We start from the raw sequence: 16,435 nt of genomic DNA, 5'->3' as shown, positions 1-16,435 counted from the left end.
TCAGGCTGGCGGCATCTTTTCAAGTGCACGCGCAGCGGCAAGCAGGCCGCCCAAAATTTTGTCTGCAACCTTTTCGGAAAAACCCACAGGAAGGTCGCTGCGGACCTTCTCTACAATTGCGGGCGTGCGGGCAATGAAATCCTGCAGCAGCGGCTCTGCGTTTGCGCCGTAGCCGACCTCTTTTGCAGTGCTGTTGAAGTGCCGCCGCTGGATGGTGTGCGCCAGATAATGGCGATTGCTGCCCAAGAGTGCCATCGCCATTTTGAGGTTGCGCTCTGCCCACTGGTTTGGACCGGGACCGATAACGGGATACCCCGACATCACATCATACATCGGCGTCAATTTGAACCTGCCCGCCCCGGCAAGTAGCTGGATACTGAAATTTTTGGCGTGGCCGTCTGGCGCGCGCAGCATCCAGAACAGCAGTTGCGATGCCATGAGCGTGTGCATGTCGGCGGCACTCTCCCGCGATTGCTGCAGAAGCGTAAACATCTGTTTTAACCCCGGCCCACCGTCATTTTCGTATTTCAACAGCGGGGATGTTCCCGTCGCCTGGCAAAAATCCTCTTGGACGAGCCGGAACAGCTGACTCCCGTCGGACGAACGCTTGCGGTCGAATCGTTCGACCACCAGCACCCGTTGCGTGCCGAACGTGGCAATTTCCGCATTCGCCGCAGGCAGCCCGTATTCCTTGAACAGGCGCAGGCACAGCCATTCATTATCGACCGAGGTGGAGAAGTCTGCCCGCTTTCCGCCGGCCATGCCGATGGGGAGCTTGAAGATGTGCGTAGTCGGCGTGGCGCCGCGCGGCTTGAGCCATTTGCCATCCCACCAGAGGAATGCGTCTTTCTCTTGCGCGCCGGCCAGTGAAATCCGGAAGTCGTCGTCGGAGTCTTCCGGTGCACCGTGGCGCTCCAGATTCACCACTTCGAGCAGGTGCCGCTCGATGGCTTCCTCGTCGACGGCGACGCCATCGACTTGCCCAAGTCCGTGGGGTTTTCCGCCTTCAGGCAGCAACTGCAAAGCCCCGGCACAATCCCGGCCGACTGCGGCTAACAGGTCGAAAGGCTTGAGCGAGCCGGTCTTGAACCGGGTCGCGATACGTTTGCGAATGATGCCGCTATCCGGTAGCAGGCCCTCGAAGTAGTTGGAGACATTCGCGCCCTTTAGCGGCTCATTGCGCATATTGAACGGTAACGACAGGGAGATCGGGCGGCCAACCTTGGCGCCGCGCCAGCCGGCGTCGTACTCCAGTTCGGAGCTCCCGTTGGCGTTGACCGTCCACCGGCCGACGTAATCGCCGTTGGCCCACAGGTGTAGTGTTTGGCTGTGCGAGCGGCGACCCATCGCTACCACTCCGCCGAGCTGCTGGCAGTGTCGCGCTCTCCCAGGTGCAGCTCCAGCTCGAGCGCCGAGCACCAACTGAGCAGCTGCTTGATGCTGATTTCGTCGGCATGGCTCTCAAGGTAAGAAATGCGATTCTGGCTCAAACCGATGCGAGTCGCTACCGCAGCCTGGGTGAGCTTGCGCCCTTTGCGTGCCGATACGAGCAGCTGGCCGAGCTGTGCAGCGGTGAGCAGAAGATGGGCAGATGACATGTCGAATATCCGTTACTCAGATAAATTCACTTTAGCTGGTTTTCAGATAAAGTCAATATAGCTGAGTAACGGATAAAATGGCTTCGGCTGTAGGCATTCGATGATGGCCAAGTTGTTAGCGCATGCGGGGTTAACACATCAGGATAGCGTTCAGAGAGGCAGGCAAGTTTGGTCCATACAAGAATTTGTGGTGGTGGGGGAGTTTGTCGGTTCTGGGAGTTAAGGAAGTTCTCGGCAGCCCGCGTAACGTGGCTGGCATTTTTCTGATGCTGGGCGCTGGAAGCTAGCACGGTTAGTCGCGTGCCGATTGCTATGAAAAGCACGGCGCAGAAAAAAGGGTCACAAGCCAAAGCCTGTAACCCTTTATTTTTACTGCTAATTCCTGGTGCCGACTGCCGGTTTCGAACTGGCCACCTGATGATTACAAATCGCTGGGATTTTAGTTTTCTATAGTTTCCCTTTTTGGTCGAAAATATCCTCCCTCATAGGGGAAATGGTCGATTTTTGCCGTTCTGGCACTCTCTAAACCTGCCGATACTTTCCCTTAGTTTGCTAGAATCTGCCTACACAGTGCCTACATGGCGCCTACACGAGGGAGAGCAGACAGGTGGCGAAGGTCAATTTCACGGCTGAACGGGTGGCCGCATTTAAATGCGAGGCCGGCAAGCAGCAGAGCATCATGTGGGACGCGAAAACCCCGGGCTTGGGACTGCGCGTTACCGCCGCCGGCGCGCGGTCTTATATCTTCGAAACTCGCCTTGAGGGTAAAACCATCCGCATCACAATCGGCGATGTCCGGACGTGGACAGTAGGGAAGGCACAGGCAGAGGCCACACGCTACAAGGCGCAGACCGACCAGGATATCGACCCGCGCCAGGTGCGCGCTGAGCAGCACGCTGCGCAGGCGGCGGTAAAGGCCGAGACAGCGGCAGCCGCCTTGCGGGAATCCGTTACCCTTGGCGCCGTGTGGCCCGTCTACGTCGCGGAGCGCACGCCGCACTGGGGTGAGCATCAGATTTCGGCGCATCGAAAAATCATTCAGGCCGGCGGAGAAGGGCGCAAGCGTAGCCCCAAGCCAACGAAGCCGGGACCGCTCTCCATCCTCGCCGCCGAGCGCCTTGTCGATTTGACCGATGCGCGCATTGAGGCGTGGGCGAAGGTCGAAGCGCAGACGCGGCCGTCCAGTGCGCGCCTGGCCATGCGTCTACTGAAAGCCTTTTTGAACTGGTGTTCGGCCCACCCGGACTATTCGGCCATCGTTACCAGAAACGCGGCCAAAAGCGCCAAGGCACGCGAAATACTCGGCAAGCCAAAGGTGAAGCATGACCTGCTGCAACGCGAGCAGTTGTCGGCGTGGTTCCGCGAGGTCCGAAAGATAGGCAATCCTGTCATCGCTGCGTACTTGCAAACGCTGCTGATGATTGGGGCCCGCCGCGAGGAGGTTGCCGGACTGCGCTGGGCCGACGTCGATTTCCAGTGGGGCAGCATGAAGCTGGGCGACAAGGTGGAGGACTTCCGCATGGTGCCGCTGACGCCCTACGTCGCGCACCTGCTGGCCGCGCTCCCGCGTCGGAATGAGTGGGTATTCAGCAGCCCGAGCGCCGAGTCGGGCAAGCTGGCCGAGCCACGCATTGCCCATAACGAGGCGGTGGCTGCCGCCGGCCTGCCGCACCTGACCTTGCACGGCCTGCGCCGCAGTTTCGCAACTCTGAGCGAGTGGACCGAGACGCCGGCCGGCATTGCCGCGCAGATTCAAGGCCACGCGCCCCAGGGCGTGCGCGAACAGAACTACATCCGCCGGCCGCTAGACCTGCTGCGGAAGTGGCACGTTAAAATAGAGGAGTGGATGCTGGAGCAATCGGGCATCGAGTTTCAACCAGCGCCAGCAGTATTACGCCTGGTCCCAGCAGCCTGACCGCATCAGGCACGATTTACGCTGCAGCCTAGCCCGACGGGGCGACAATCGGCACCTTCACCGACCGGCTGCAGCACCTATTTTTGAAGGCGCCCGAGGGAGCGCACATGCAACAGAACCAGGTCGAGTTAGATTTTCTTGAAATGGTCGAAATTGACCAAGCCGCGAACATAATGCGCACGACTGTCAAAGCGTTGCTGAAAGAAGCAGCCAACCGCCAACGGCTGCTATACGTTGCCCTGGCGGCGCATGAGGCGACCCTCGTCGCCATACCTTCTCACCATGCGCCGCTGCACGCAAAGCGCTCACCTAGCGGAACAATTTTCGTCGCCTTGTACGCTCCCTATTGTGTGGAACTGGCGTTGCGTGGCTCTGTCGAAGTCAAGATGTGGCACGCGAGCACCGAGGACGAAGGCCCGTTTGCATGGCACTATTGGCACTTGGATAAGCCGCAAACCGTCGAGCTGGATATGGTTTTTGTTCCTGAAAGGGATGTGGTGGCGGGCGTAACAACGGTGACACAACCCGGTAGGCAACACAGAGTTGCGTCTTTGGCTGCTGCACCTCTCGCCGCAGAAATAAAAGTCGCGAAGGCGAAAGCGGTCGACTCCGATGACGCAACTAGCGTTTGGGCTGAGTTGGTTAAGCTCTCCGAGGTCAAGTTCGGATGTTTGATTGGAGCAGATGAGGATACGATAAAGTATCAGGACGGCGAGGCCGTTTTGAATTTTAAGAAGCGTAGCCTGCGTGAACGGATGAGGCGAGAACGCAGCAAATAGACGACGTGCGATAACGCGTGCCGACGCGTGCCGACGTGCCGTGACGCGCCTCTATCGGAGAATATCAATACATTGGAAATGATGCACTCATACCGTGAAAACGGGACAAATAGGAGTGCATCACATGCAGACAGTTTCTCTCCCGCCAGCCTTGGCAATCGTTGCCCATGGCCGAGACCATATCACCACTGCGGGGTTTGCACGGGCGATGTGCCGCGCAACGCAAACGGTCCTGAAAAACCACTGCTTGACCGGTGAGTGCTACGGCGTGCGGCCCATCAAGCGCGGCAAGATGTTGATGTGGCCCCTGGATGGCGTCGCGCGCGCACTGAGTGCGGAGGCGTAATGGAGCCACCGCGCAAGCCCCAAAAACGAAGAGGGCCCGACCGCCGCCAAGCAGAACCGGACCTCTTCCCAACTACTGAACCTGCCAGCGATTCTACAGCATCTGCCCATTTTTCGGGCACTGACAACCCGCGCCACCTGCGCGTGCTGCACTCGCTGATGACTCGCCCACGCAAGCGCGAGGAAATCGACTATATCGCCGGCGCCAGCAACGGCCCGGACCTGGTGGCGGAACTGCGCCGCCGTGGGCTGCGCGCCACCTGCCATCGCACGCCTGGTATTGACCGTGACGGAAACCCGGTCCGGTTCGGCGTCTATGCGCTCGATGATGCGGACCGCCGCGCCATCAACACCTGGTTACGCCTGCGTGACCGCAAGGCCGACAAATGATTTCGGCCGCCCACTACCTGCGCGCCGCCTTGCTGCGCCCGCTTCCACCGCCGCCGCCCGGCCTGCTGGTGTTGGTGGCAGTTGTCTGCGCGGCATGCCGAGGATGTGCATGACCGATTCGCTGTACCTGCGGCTCAAAAGCCTGAACACTCGGACCGTGCGCGGCGTGACGTCCCCCAAGAACATCGTCCGGATAGCGGCCATGCATAACCTGCGCGAGATACAGGCCGAGCTGGGCGCCAGTGCGGCCAGCGGCATCAATCCCGCGCGCATGCATCTGAACTACCAGCTGCGCGGCCCGGCGACCGCCGACGATGTGGCCGGCTTGGCGTTGGCGCTGCTGGACAATGCCGGCGTGACCGCGCTCCGCCGCGACGCATGCATGGCGCTGGAGCTGGTCGTGAGCTTGCCGGCCGATACCACCATCAAGCACCCCGAATATTTCGCTGCCGCCGTAACCTGGGCTGATGCTTATTTCAATGTTCCCATCCTGAGCGCTGCCGTCCACCTGGACGAAGCCGCGCCGCACCTTCACGTCCTGCTGCTCCCGCTGGTCGCCGGCCGCATGCAGGGCGGTGCGCTCGCCGGCGGCCCGGCCAAGATTCGCGCCATGCTGGCCGACTTCCAGCAGCAGGTGGCGCAGCGATTCGGCCTGACCCACCAGCCGCGCGCGAAACGCCTCAGCAAGCCGAGCAGGGACGCAGCTGGTCGTACGGTGCTGGATGCGCTGCGCGCCCGCCCTGAACTCCTGAGTGAACCCGGCATGCGCGTCGCACTTATCGCCGCCCTCGGCAGCCAGGCGGAGACGCTGCTGGCACTCATGGGGCAGACCATGCCGACCATCAAGCCGAAGGCCAAGAGCTTCGCGGCCATCATGACGGCGCCCTGCAAGCCCGAGCGCACCCACCGCGCTGCACCGAATACGAAGCATATAGACATTGCACAAAATTTAGGCAATCAGGATAGCAAGAATTCGACAACGTCTATGCTCTGTATAGACTTTGCTCCTTCCCCCTCCCCAAATCCAGCCCAAGAGCAGCCGCAGCAGCCGACCACGGCCAGCGCCGCCGACCAGGAAGCCGGCGTGACGGATGACGTTGGCCAAGCCGAGCAGCGCGAGCCCTGCGCCGTTGCCGCCCATCAGCAGGCCGCCGTGGGCGTCGCATCGTTCGACACCCTGGCAGCGCCAGCCGCCGGCCCTGGCGCGCTCCTACGCCCCAAGGAACGCACCGCGCCGTCGCGCCAGCCACCGAGCAGCGCGCCCCAGTTGCCGTGCGCATCGTTCCAGACCGTCAGTTTGGCGCAGGCAGGTACTGGAAAGATTCCTGACACCCCTGCCGGCGCCCAGCACCAGGCCGGCGCCGGCGCGCCGAATGCGGACGAAATTCTTGCGCGCAAAGATGCATCCATTCGTGGAGTCATCCCTGTAGGTGCGCCCAAGTTTGGGCCCACCCCTGCCGGTGCTGATGCGCGCAAACCTGCTCACATCTCGCTCCTCAACGCTGAGGGCGAGCAATCTGGCCAGCCCGCCCATGTTTCCGCGCAACCGGGAACTCCCGAGAACACCGAAACGGGGGGCCCGGGCCTGCCGACGCCGACACCCGCCAGTGGCGGAAGTCTTCGCAGCGCCTGGCCATCCCAACCGCCGATGGTGGGCCGGGAATTCAAGCGGCAGCGCGACGGTGACCACCTGGCCGCGAGCTGGTGCAGTGACCGCGGTGAATTCGTGCCCGCCACCGGCCCGCCGTGCGGCGCCCAGCAGCACCACCACCAACAACCGGCCCGGCGGTACCGGGTACACGAAACCAGAAAGGCAACATCATGAAACTGAAACTGAACAAAGACGGCTCGGCCGTCGTCAAGGATGGCAAACCAGTCTACGTGCACAGCAATGGCCGTGAAGAGGCGTTCGACGCCCCGGCCGCCTGGAAGCTGGCGCTGGGCGCGCACTTCGAGGCTTCGCCGGTGATGGCCGGCTTGAAGCTACCGGCCGACGTGGCTGCCTCGTTCTTCGGCGACTCGTTCCGCATCGAGGGCGGCAAACTGGTCGCGGTGGACAACCTTGGCATCCAGATCTATTCGCCCAAGCGCCACGGCGAGGCGGCCGACTTCAACGAGGCATTCGCGCACTTGGTGGACCGGTACGAGAAAAAGGGCATGATTCAGCGCGAGGGCGGCGCGCCTGGCGCCGGTGCTGCTCCCGGCCAGCAGCCTTCCGGCAGCACCATCACCCGCGTGCAGTTCGACGCGCTGCCGCCGGCCAGCCGCGCCAAGTTCATGAGCGAGGGCGGCCGGATTGGTGAAAGCAGCACGCCGGCGCCAGCGAAGGTGCCCACATCGACCACCGGCGCCAAGGCCGTCATGACCCGGGCCCAGTTCGACCAAACCCCGCATCTTGCCCGCGCTACATTCATCAAATCCGGCGGCACGGTATCGGATTAAGCAAATCGGCCCGCTGAGGCGTTTTCCTGAAGGGGCAGACCCCACCCACCAAGGCAGCGCCGTTCGCGTCACCACGGCGCGATTTGCGGCACTGCTGGGTAAACGGAGATGAACATGAACGACCGAGAATTGATAAACGCCGCGCTGCTTTGGCACACCGCCCACGCGCGCCGCCTCGCCGTGGGGCGAGAAAAGCGCCGGCTCGACGCCCAGCTCAAGGCCGGCGGGGACGATAGATGGTGCTTGCAGCGGTCCGTGCAGCAGAGCGAGGCCGGCCGCCAGGTGACCGAGCTCAAGCGCCGCGAGCTGGCCGCCCTGCGCGAACTGGCCAAGGCCTGGGCCCGCCAGCGTGGCCGCCTGGACGTAGCCGACGTTATCGACCTGGACGGCGCCGTGAGCCTGCTGGCGGCCGTGTAAGCGCGTTTTGTTTGACCCACCTTGACGGAAATGACCCGTGGCCGCACTCCCTGGACATGTAAGCGCCTATATCGTTGCTGCCCTGGCGTGCTTTGACACCCCCGAGCAGGTGGCAACAGCCGTAAAGGCGCAATTCGGCCTGGCCCTGACGCGGCAGCGCATCGAGGCGTGGCACCCTGAACGGCGCGCCGGCGCCCGGCTGGGCAAGCAATGGCGGACCATGTTCTACGAGACGCGGGCCAGGCTACTGGCCGAGCTGGACGACATCCCCATCGCCTGTCAGGCCTACCGGCTCCGCGTACTAGACCGGGCAGCCGCCCAGGCCGAAGCAGCCGGCAACCTGCCGCTGGCGCTCCGCATCATCGAGCAGGCGGCTCGGGAGGTGGGTAGCGTGCGTACGAACGACACCCGGCCCGAGTAAGTGCGCATCGCGCGCGCGAATAGTACGCACCAGTGGCGCTATGTCCGCAAGCCCCATGAAATGCGGCTGCCATAGGGGGAACTGCGGTTGTAATGGCCTGTTTCTGCCCCCCTTGCAGAACAATTCCTGCCCGGGTAAGTACGCAGATTGGTGCGCGTCCGCATGATACGATTGCTGCACCATGATCGCCATCCCAACCACCACCAATGAATTTTTCAGCGACGCGCCCTTGTTCGGTCCGATGGAACAATGGCACGCGGAATGGGCGGCGCGCGCGGCGCTGCTCAGGCGCTGGGCCGGCCATAACGTGGCTGGGCGAAACGGGCACCTGATATGGCGGCCCGATAGCGACCGCCGGCCGGGTGACATGCTGGTGTTCTACGATGGCGACTACAGCGATGTGCTGGCGCCGGACGACCCGCGTATCCTAATGCCGCGTGTAGAGTGCCCGGCGCCGCCGGAAGCGCCGCGCCTGCAGTGGGACGAATAGTTGGCGCTGGCCGGCGCCGACTTCCTCAGCTTGAGGATGTCCTGAATTCCCAGGAGGTCCGCCTTCCATCCAAATCTGGATGCACCTCACCGATGCAGGAAATCCTGCATCGACTTACCGATGAGGGATTTCCCGCAACGCTTGGCGGTATGGGAAATCCCATATCGCCCACCACATATCATTCGCTTTCAGGCGATGTTGTAATGCCGTGAGCCTTCGGTACAATTCTGTGCCCATGCAGAGATAGAGGCCGGCGCGCCTGGTCGGGAATGCTCGCGAGTCCTCGCGACAGCTCGCGCCGGCGTGCATCCGCCATCGAATACCCGCATTCCTCAGCTTGAGGAATGTCCTGTACGTCGGACCTGTAACGGCACCTGTAACGCCTGCAACGGTTCGCGAACGGTTACCGGAACCCTTTCGATACCCTTTGCCGAAGCCTTCCCGGAACCCTTGCGCGAAGCCTTCGAAGCCCCTTGCAAGCCCCTTCGATTGGCCTTTGCGTACCGGTTTCAACGGACGTTGAACGGATGTTGAACAGGCGTTGAACGGTCGTTGCGCCGGCGCTGGAAATCACCCGGAAGCTGGGTAGTTTGCGAGTGAACATCGGTAACGTGCAAATACCGGCCGGGACGGCATTTGGCTGGCGCGACTTTTGCAAACGCGATTTTCCGGTATGTAGCCGGTGGGCTTCAGTCGCGCGCATAATCTCGGCCAACCTCATCAAGGTCAGCCGCGAACATTGTTTTCCACATTAAACTAGTGGGCGGGTGTTCCAACAACTCGGCAAAATCGCCCATTAATTTAGCGCATTTTGGGTTCGAGGGGCTTATAGGCTGGCCAGCATTTTCGAAGGACTGGACCACTCGTAGGAACACCTGCTTTTGTACCGGGTGGGCGCGGCGTAGGCCGCCGTCCCTGCGCCGCATTTGAAGCGCACCCATACCAAACCAGTTCAACTCCAGTGACCGCTGGTCATCCAAATATAAAACGCGTGGGAACATAGGTGTCCTATTCTGTGCCTTAAAGTTACTTAGTCGGAAAGCCCTAACATGTGTGTTCTCATGGCTTCTAACTGCATCGCTGACAGGCTGGAGCTAAGAGGATTTTCATCAAGCTGCTCGGCGTACTGTCTCACCTTGGCTTTCAATTCCGCGTTTTCACGTAATAGCTGACGTAGGACGAGCATTTGAGCTTTCTGGACCCCATCTATGAAATCTAAATGTTCTCGCAGTTCTGTTTCGGTCATCATGCCTCCAATTGTTTGTATTCTTCGACCTTTGCGTCGTGTTTGGATTTCAGTGTTCTAACGTAATCCCAGGGATGAAGATTCCCTGATTTGCGGTTTGGTTGATACTTTGCACGCAGTTCCCATGACAGTACATGTGCGCGATAGCCAATTAAGCCAGCTTGGTCTGATGGCTCGCTCAACCCTTCATTGGGGTCAGAAGCGTACTCAATTTCACCACCGATGATGCGCCCCGCTCGAAGCAAGTCGTTCTCGAGAGCAAAGAATTTATCGGCAAGGTTTAGACTTAGACTTTTCCAAGCAATGTCTTCCGGGACAGTGAGGTTAGGTAGCTCATAGAACATTCGCCCCCCAGCGCCGCTGCTATCGCGCCAGGTCTGCTCATCTGTGATTAGAGTAGCGCAGTCGTATGCGAATCGGTCAAGCGCGACCGCTAATCGCATTGCATCGAAATCCGCAGATTGTTTTTGTTGCTTTTCAGAAAAATATTTTGCCGAAAAAAAGTTTGATCCAGCGGTTACGATGGCCGCTACCGCTCCAAGCCCTAAAAATTGCTGCCAGTCCATATGCCTCCCACTTAAGTAAATACTGCGTTACTATATAGGCAATCTAGTACTGCAGATGAAAACGCCTTGACGGTTCACCGCTACGCGCCTATCCTAAAAAAGCCCCGAGAAAAAGGGGAACGGGTTTGGCGACTCGGATTGACAATGGCGGACCACCGCCCACCAGGCGGCTTTTTTTCGTCCGTTGCACCACTACGTCCTCTATGAGCGGCGGTGGTGGGGATACCCTCGGGTATGCCGGTTTCCGTTGTCACCGGTTCGCCAACCCCGCCACTTGCTGCTCACCCCGTTTGGCGACGGGTTGTGCGGTTGAATAACCGACAATGGAGGCAACACCATGCCAAGCACCACTACGCCCGAACAAAACACCCGCGACACCATCAACCATCTGCGCTGGCAGGCCAAGGCCGTCGCCAATCTGCTCTCTGCCGTCCACCTGCTACCGGTCACGGACCAGCGCACCACGCTCGAAACCACCACCCGCCTCGCTGACGAACTGGCCGGCGAACTGGCCGCCCTGGTGCGAGGTGCCAAATGAGCGACCGGACCAGCACCAACAAGCCTAACGTGGCTGCCGAACGGGCTACGCCCGCGCCGAAGCACCAGCCGTTCAGCCAGCTGTGCAAATCATTGCGCGGCAAGCGCCAAGAGGAGTTCGCCGCGCTGACTCACGATGTCTGCCGTGGCGCCCAGGTCGCCCTGCAGCTTGCAATGGAATCGGAACACGACGCCGTGCAGGTCGAAGGTGGCGGCTTCCTCACGCTCACGCAATGCGGCTACCTTCAAATGCTGGCAATCCAGTCGTTCCAGATGCTTGGCGATATCGCGGAAGAACTGCTTTCCGACCTCAATGACGTTGCGCTGCGCAACGAGGTACGCGGCGCGGAAGGCGGTGCTCAATGACCGCCCACGCCAACCTGATGGCCGAGCTGCGCCACGCCGACCACATCATCAGGACCATGCTCAACGCCATGACGGTCCAACAGCAAGCGCGCGTAGGCGCCAAGCTCGAGGCGGACGGAGTAGCCGACGAGGGCATGACGCGGCACCACGAGCGCGCGGCCGTCATCGCAGCGGCTGCGGCGCCCGCCAGCGCCAGCGCGCAGCTGCTCCGCATCGAGCAGCAGGCAACCGATATCCTCTCGCAGGCCGACCACGCTGATATCCTGCTGCAAGCCCTGTTCGACAAGCTGGACCCGGTGGGCGACACGTCGCCGGAGGTGGCCGCCATCAACTGCTTCGCCACCTGCACCGCCCGCGCGGTGCTGCTGATGCGCGAGGCCGCCGATAACATTGTTGCCCTGGTGGCGGAAGGCGGTGCCGCATGAAGACGCCGACCAAGGAAGAAGCCGCCGCCTTGGCGCTAGCGCCGCTGGTGCTCACCGCCGACGAAAGTAAGCTGCTGCAGCGCTACCGCGCTACGGTGCCGTACTGGCGCGCCGACATCATCGACTACGCCAACATGGTCGCCAAGATGTTCCCAGTTGAGCAACCGCCGGCGCCGCCCGGCCGCATCAAGCTGGTGGCCGATGACCGAGGTGCCAAATGAACCGCCCGCAAATGGCACTGGACCCGAACACCGGCGAAACCCTGTTCGACGTCTTCAACGAAAATGGGTTCGCATTGCTGCTGGGCGTGAGCGTCGCGGATGGCAGCAGAATCATGGCCGAGCGCCTGGCCGTGGGAGATTCGCAGTGGGAGGGCGAAATCCGCATTGTCATGGCGCGCCGTGGGCCTGATGTGTTGAAGGTGCGAATCAGTATGGAGTGGGTGCGTGGTCGCCTGGAGGTGCATTGCCAGGTTGACCGCCTACTGCCCAGCGGCCTGACCGTTGCGGAGTTGTTCGCCAAGGTGCGCCCGGAACTGGTCGCGGCTGTAGAGGAGGCCGCCGCCCGCGCGCCTGGCCAGCCAGCAGCACGCCAGCCGGTCAACGTCTGCGTGGACGTGGGCGAGCCCGACCCGAGTTTGCTCCTGGTGGTGCGCGACGCGGCCGCCTGCGTCGCTGATATGGACGGCCACCTGAATAAGTTGCAGCGCATCGTGCAGGGCATCATCGACGGATATAAGTTGGGAGGTAAGCCATGACGACGCTCGCTGAGCTTGCGCGCATCCGCGCCGAATACGGGCTGGCGCCGGTGGGTGGCGTGCTGTGGCTGGGCGTGGGCATGCTGCCGCCCAAGTGCAACGCCATCGAAATCGACCCTGCCAACCTGCCGACCGCTTTCGAGTGCCGCGCCGTGGCCGGCCTGGACGTGGTGCTGATATTCCCCGGTAACCTGACCAGGTACGGCGCGCTGCGCACGCTGTCGGACCGGCTGTATCAGGCCCGGCCGCGAAGGCTGCTGCTGGTAGATGGCGACCACAACCGCACGGCCTTCCTCAAGCTGGCGGAATCATGATGGCGGACAAGCACACAGATGGCCAGATGGCCGGCTTCACGCTGGGCAAGGAAGACGACACCGCGCGCGCCGCCCGCCTTGAACTCGAGCGCAAGGGCGAGACGCCGCGCCACTTCGACCGGGGCATGCAGCGCGGTGAGCGGGTGGTAAAAATCCGGTGCGGCGCCGACATCAAGCCGCTGCCCATCACCTGGCTGTGGCCCGGCTGGGTGCCGGCGGGGAAGCTGACCATCCTGGCCGGTGCCGCCGGTACCGGCAAGACCACGCTGGCCCTCGCGCTGGCCGCCGTGGTGACCGCCGGCGGGCGCTGGCCGGACGGCAGCGAGTGCGCCGGTGGCGGCAACGTGCTGATATGGTCGAGCGAGGACGTGGCCGACGATACCCTGGTGCCGCGCCTGATTGCCTCTGGCGCCGACCTCGCGCGCTGCCACTTCATCGAGGGCATCGCCCAGGACGGCGAAAGCGTACCGTTCGACCCATCGCAGGACATTCCCGACCTTCGCCGCGCGGCCGAGGCCATAGGCGGCGTCAGTCTGCTGCTGATAGACCCTATCGTGTCTGCGGTCGCCGGCGACATGCACCGCGCCAACGATGTGCGCCGCAGCCTGCAGGCGGTGGTGGACTTCGCCGACGCCCACGGCTGCGCGGTCATCGGCATCACGCACTTCGCCAAGGGCGGCGCCGGCAAGTCGCCGCAGGACCGGGTTATCGGCTCCCAGGCCTTCGGCGCCCTGGCGCGCATGGTGCTGGTGACGGCGAAGGAGGAAGGCAGTAACCGGCGCGTGATGGCCCGCGCCAAGTCGAACATCGCCCCTGACGATGGTGGCGTAGCCTATTCGCTTGAACTGGCGACCATCGCCGGCGGTATTGAGGCAACGCATGCGGTATGGGCCGGCGCCATCGAGGGCACGGCGCGGGAAATCCTGGGAGACGTGGAGCACGACGACAGCGGGGAGGATGGCGATGCCCGGCAGGACCTAGAGCGCATGCTGGTGGACACACTGCGCGAGGCCGGCGGCAAGATGGCCACAAAGGCATTGCAGGCCGAGGTGCGCGATGCAGGGCATTCATGGGATGCGGCCAAGCGGTTCAAGAAATCACTCGGCATCGAGGCCAAAAAGCTCAGCATGGGCGGCGCCTGGATATGGTGCCTATCGGGAGTCGAGGCTTGAAGGGAGCGCGAAGGGAGCGAAGGGAGCACTGTTTTTTCCGCGCTCCCTTCGCTCCCTTCGTGCGCTCTTCGACGGCTTAGCAGGTCTGATAGCTGGAATTGCAGGCAGGCTTGGTACCGTAGCCGGAGGTTTTTGGCGCCGGAGTTGGGGCAGACGGCTGCGCCCAAGTGGATGGTGTAGGCGTCGAGGTAGGCTCGACTGTTCCCGCTTTGCCGTTGTAGGGATTGACGTTGCCCTTCGTGCTGTAGTTGTTGTTAATCGTACTATCGGGCGCAGTTCGCTGGTGTGGCTGGACGTATGTCCCATCTTTTTTCGTGTAGCCATGCACTGAGACTTGCGCAACCGCGCCATAGCTGACTAGCAGCGCCAACGCCATCAATATTTTTTTCATGCCACTTCCCCTGTCGGCAATTCAACGTGCCGAGCCATTGCTGTTTCCAGCAAGCCGATATCGAAGACACAATGTCTTTCGTTGCGAACTTGATAATCAGCTTAATGGAGATGTACCGCAAGGGCAATAGCCTGTGGGAAACCATGGCGATTCATTCACTTTGTCACGACGCCAACAGGTTAGAACGAAGGTGCTCAGAATCCTGCGAAGATGCTCATCAAATTATGTGAGCACCTTCGTGCGAAAATGAACACCTTCGAGCGGTGGTCGCGCCCAGGCCGGCGGCGTATCCGGGTAAAGGACGCAGAAAAAGCAATGCTCCCTTTGGTGCTCCCTTGGAATGTGATGGATTAGCTACGACTTCCCGTCCCGCTTATCAATGCCATTCAAAGCCCCAGCGGGAAGCGCGTCGTAGAGCTCTTGCACTCGTGCGGGCATAGATATCCGATACTCAACTATCAAGTTCACCAGCGGAAAAAGCTGCTGCGCGACTTGGGTGTCGTCTGCATCAAGCTTGCCAGGATGTACAGCATTGTTTCCAGTAACACGCACGACATCAAGAGCCTGCTGCACTAGCTTTGGTAGACCATCAGCCACAAGGGCAGCAATGTCATCATTGATATTCTTCCCAGGTTTGCCCAATTGCACCATCAGCTTTTGCACGGCGAGCCGTAGTAGAGCAGCAGCTCCGCGCGGCGACTTGGTGTAGATTGCAGCAGCCTCCTTGTAGTCCACCTGAATCTCAGGAGGCATGTCAGGGTTTGGAGGAGGGGCTGAGCTACGAGCCGGATAGACATATTCATTTTTTACCCAAATGCAATTCTCAGCGCAGTTATCGCAAAGGCTTACCTTAAGGTCTGCGTGATTTATTCCACCCTCCGAATAAGCAAATTGCTGGGGCTCACTCAGTACGTGTCCCCATTTGTGCTGACGTGCCAGCACTCCACAATGCGGACAGGTAAAGGCTTTTAGTTCAGGGTTGGGCGCAACCAAGCTCATCAAAATTCACTCCTAATATTTTCTTATCGGCAACTGTATCGGTTCAAGGTCACCAAGTCCAGTATGTTCGCTGTTTGAGTGTTAGAAAACGAACAATTTCCAACAGGTAAGAAACGGAATCAATATCCATGTTGGAAAGATAGGGGTTGCTATTTCTAACAGGTGGCGATATTCTAACAGTGTTTTCTAACAGTCTTAACCGGAGATACACCATGGCAACCTTCGCATACGGCCGCGTCAGCACCAAAGAGCAAACCGCCGACAACCAGAAGATGGAAATAGAGGCGGCCGGCCACCAGGTCGATTACTGGTATGCGGATACCATCAGCGGCAAGACCAGCGCCGGCGAGCGCCCGGAGTTCGCCGCGCTGTTGGCGCAGATTCGCAATGGCGAGACTCTGGTGGTGGCGAAGCTGGACCGACTGGGACGCGACGCGCAGGATGTCGGTGCCACGGTCAAGCTGCTGGCCGCGCGCAAGATTGCCGTCATCGTGCTGCAACTAGGCAAGCTCGACCTGACCTCGCCAGCGGGCAAGATGATGATGACCATGTTGGCAGCCGTGGCCGAGATGGAGCGTGATTTGCTGGTGGAGCGCACGCAAGCCGGCTTGGCCCGCGCCAAGAGTGAAGGAAAGACACTGGGCCGGCCGTCGAAGACGAGCGCCGAGCAGCGCAGCGATATCATCGCTAAGTACACTGCCGGCCAGAGTGTGAGCGCCCTGGCGCGGCTCTATAGCGTGTCTCGCGCAAACATCTTAGGCATCGTAATGTAGTGGTCAACCCATCCCGGACACTACGTTAAGTTTTTCTTCGGCGACAGCCGGCGCCAGTCCCTGGTTGAACTGATGCGGTCGTATCCAGTTAT

General features: G+C 61.0%; 22 protein-coding genes. 16 read left to right on the top strand and 6 right to left on the bottom strand.

The features are described from left to right. Together ASF04_RS13150 and ASF04_RS13145 are read right to left on the bottom strand one after the other, a co-directional pair. Positions 1-1,347, bottom strand: a complete 1,347-nt coding sequence (locus ASF04_RS13150) for a type II toxin-antitoxin system HipA family toxin (RefSeq protein ID WP_056142287.1) — start codon at positions 1,345-1,347, stop codon at positions 1-3. A 2-nt stretch (positions 1,348-1,349) separates the two neighbouring features. Then, positions 1,350-1,598, bottom strand: coding sequence for a helix-turn-helix domain-containing protein (locus ASF04_RS13145; RefSeq protein WP_056142284.1), 249 nt, complete (start codon positions 1,596-1,598; stop codon positions 1,350-1,352). A 607-nt stretch (positions 1,599-2,205) separates the two neighbouring features. On the opposite strand from ASF04_RS13145, the gene ASF04_RS13140 reads away from it, so the two are divergent. The 8 genes from ASF04_RS13140 to ASF04_RS13100 all read left to right on the top strand — a co-directional run bounded on the left by ASF04_RS13140 (position 2,206) and on the right by ASF04_RS13100 (position 8,797). Then, positions 2,206-3,513, top strand: a complete 1,308-nt coding sequence (locus tag ASF04_RS13140) for an integrase family protein (RefSeq protein ID WP_056142281.1) — start codon at positions 2,206-2,208, stop codon at positions 3,511-3,513. 107 nt (positions 3,514-3,620) lie between these two features. After that, positions 3,621-4,292 carry a hypothetical protein gene (locus tag ASF04_RS13135; protein WP_056142278.1) on the top strand — a complete coding sequence of 224 codons (672 nt, stop codon included), beginning with the start codon at positions 3,621-3,623 and terminating at the stop codon, positions 4,290-4,292. Between the two features lie 504 nt (positions 4,293-4,796). Then, positions 4,797-5,027, top strand: coding sequence for a hypothetical protein (locus tag ASF04_RS13125; RefSeq protein ID WP_200931094.1), 231 nt, complete (start codon positions 4,797-4,799; stop codon positions 5,025-5,027). A 109-nt stretch (positions 5,028-5,136) separates the two neighbouring features. Then, on the top strand, positions 5,137-6,852 hold the full coding sequence (locus ASF04_RS13120; RefSeq protein ID WP_056142270.1) for a plasmid recombination protein: 1,716 nt from the start codon (positions 5,137-5,139) through the stop codon (positions 6,850-6,852). Continuing rightward, on the top strand, positions 6,849-7,469 hold the full coding sequence (locus ASF04_RS13115) for a DUF6651 domain-containing protein (RefSeq protein WP_056142265.1): 621 nt from the start codon (positions 6,849-6,851) through the stop codon (positions 7,467-7,469). Before ASF04_RS13120 ends, ASF04_RS13115 begins: the two co-directional genes overlap by 4 nt. Before the next feature lie 114 nt (positions 7,470-7,583). Further along, positions 7,584-7,886 carry a hypothetical protein gene (locus tag ASF04_RS13110; protein ID WP_056142260.1) on the top strand — a complete coding sequence of 101 codons (303 nt, stop codon included), beginning with the start codon at positions 7,584-7,586 and terminating at the stop codon, positions 7,884-7,886. 37 nt (positions 7,887-7,923) lie between these two features. Then, positions 7,924-8,307 carry a DUF2280 domain-containing protein gene (locus ASF04_RS13105; protein WP_056142254.1) on the top strand — a complete coding sequence of 128 codons (384 nt, stop codon included), beginning with the start codon at positions 7,924-7,926 and terminating at the stop codon, positions 8,305-8,307. Positions 8,308-8,488: 181 nt separating this feature from the next. Beyond that, on the top strand, positions 8,489-8,797 hold the full coding sequence (locus ASF04_RS13100; protein WP_056142251.1) for a hypothetical protein: 309 nt from the start codon (positions 8,489-8,491) through the stop codon (positions 8,795-8,797). 1,030 nt (positions 8,798-9,827) lie between these two features. On the opposite strand, the gene ASF04_RS13090 is transcribed toward ASF04_RS13100, so the two are convergent. Both ASF04_RS13090 and ASF04_RS27515 read right to left on the bottom strand, forming a co-directional pair. Continuing rightward, complete coding sequence (locus ASF04_RS13090) at positions 9,828-10,043, bottom strand: hypothetical protein (protein ID WP_162241439.1); 216 nt, start codon at positions 10,041-10,043, stop codon at positions 9,828-9,830. Then, the gene (locus ASF04_RS27515) at positions 10,043-10,609 is read right to left on the bottom strand and encodes a hypothetical protein (RefSeq protein WP_156368638.1); all 567 of its coding nucleotides are present in this window, start codon (positions 10,607-10,609) and stop codon (positions 10,043-10,045) included. The genes ASF04_RS13090 and ASF04_RS27515 overlap by 1 nt, the downstream gene beginning before the upstream one ends. A 337-nt stretch (positions 10,610-10,946) precedes the next feature. Here ASF04_RS27515 and ASF04_RS13085 point away from each other — a divergent pair, with 337 nt between their 5' ends. The 7 genes from ASF04_RS13085 to ASF04_RS13055 are packed head-to-tail and all read left to right on the top strand — an operon-like array spanning position 10,947 to position 14,180. Then, a complete protein-coding gene (locus tag ASF04_RS13085) occupies positions 10,947-11,147 on the top strand; it encodes a hypothetical protein (protein ID WP_056142244.1) in 201 nt (66 codons plus the stop codon). After that, positions 11,144-11,512: a hypothetical protein gene (locus ASF04_RS13080; protein ID WP_056142241.1), complete on the top strand. Its 369-nt coding sequence runs from the start codon at positions 11,144-11,146 to the stop codon at positions 11,510-11,512. The genes ASF04_RS13085 and ASF04_RS13080 overlap by 4 nt, the downstream gene beginning before the upstream one ends. Further along, positions 11,509-11,937 carry a hypothetical protein gene (locus ASF04_RS13075; RefSeq protein ID WP_056142238.1) on the top strand — a complete coding sequence of 143 codons (429 nt, stop codon included), beginning with the start codon at positions 11,509-11,511 and terminating at the stop codon, positions 11,935-11,937. Before ASF04_RS13080 ends, ASF04_RS13075 begins: the two co-directional genes overlap by 4 nt. Next, positions 11,934-12,158, top strand: coding sequence for a hypothetical protein (locus tag ASF04_RS13070; protein WP_056142234.1), 225 nt, complete (start codon positions 11,934-11,936; stop codon positions 12,156-12,158). The genes ASF04_RS13075 and ASF04_RS13070 overlap by 4 nt, the downstream gene beginning before the upstream one ends. Continuing rightward, positions 12,155-12,694 carry a hypothetical protein gene (locus ASF04_RS13065; protein WP_056142230.1) on the top strand — a complete coding sequence of 180 codons (540 nt, stop codon included), beginning with the start codon at positions 12,155-12,157 and terminating at the stop codon, positions 12,692-12,694. Before ASF04_RS13070 ends, ASF04_RS13065 begins: the two co-directional genes overlap by 4 nt. Next, complete coding sequence (locus ASF04_RS13060) at positions 12,691-13,008, top strand: hypothetical protein (protein ID WP_056142227.1); 318 nt, start codon at positions 12,691-12,693, stop codon at positions 13,006-13,008. The genes ASF04_RS13065 and ASF04_RS13060 overlap by 4 nt, the downstream gene beginning before the upstream one ends. Then, positions 13,005-14,180, top strand: a complete 1,176-nt coding sequence (locus tag ASF04_RS13055) for an AAA family ATPase (protein ID WP_229205048.1) — start codon at positions 13,005-13,007, stop codon at positions 14,178-14,180. The genes ASF04_RS13060 and ASF04_RS13055 overlap by 4 nt, the downstream gene beginning before the upstream one ends. 76 nt (positions 14,181-14,256) lie before the next feature. Here ASF04_RS13055 and ASF04_RS27905 read toward each other — a convergent pair whose 3' ends face one another. Beyond that, positions 14,257-14,571, bottom strand: coding sequence for a hypothetical protein (locus ASF04_RS27905; protein ID WP_200931093.1), 315 nt, complete (start codon positions 14,569-14,571; stop codon positions 14,257-14,259). Positions 14,572-14,925: 354 nt separating this feature from the next. Next, positions 14,926-15,570 (bottom strand): DUF4145 domain-containing protein, encoded by a 645-nt coding sequence (locus ASF04_RS26820; RefSeq protein WP_082488748.1) that lies wholly within the window; start codon positions 15,568-15,570, stop codon positions 14,926-14,928. Between the two features lie 212 nt (positions 15,571-15,782). Between ASF04_RS26820 and ASF04_RS13045 the strand changes: the two genes are divergently transcribed. Continuing rightward, positions 15,783-16,343, top strand: a complete 561-nt coding sequence (locus ASF04_RS13045; RefSeq protein WP_056142217.1) for a recombinase family protein — start codon at positions 15,783-15,785, stop codon at positions 16,341-16,343. The last annotated feature ends 92 nt before the right edge of the window (positions 16,344-16,435 follow it).

This window comes from Duganella sp. Leaf61, from assembly GCF_001421905.1.
GTDB lineage: Bacteria > Pseudomonadota > Gammaproteobacteria > Burkholderiales > Burkholderiaceae_D > Rugamonas > Rugamonas zoogloeoides.
This window is presented reverse-complemented; position numbering and strand designations above follow the sequence as displayed.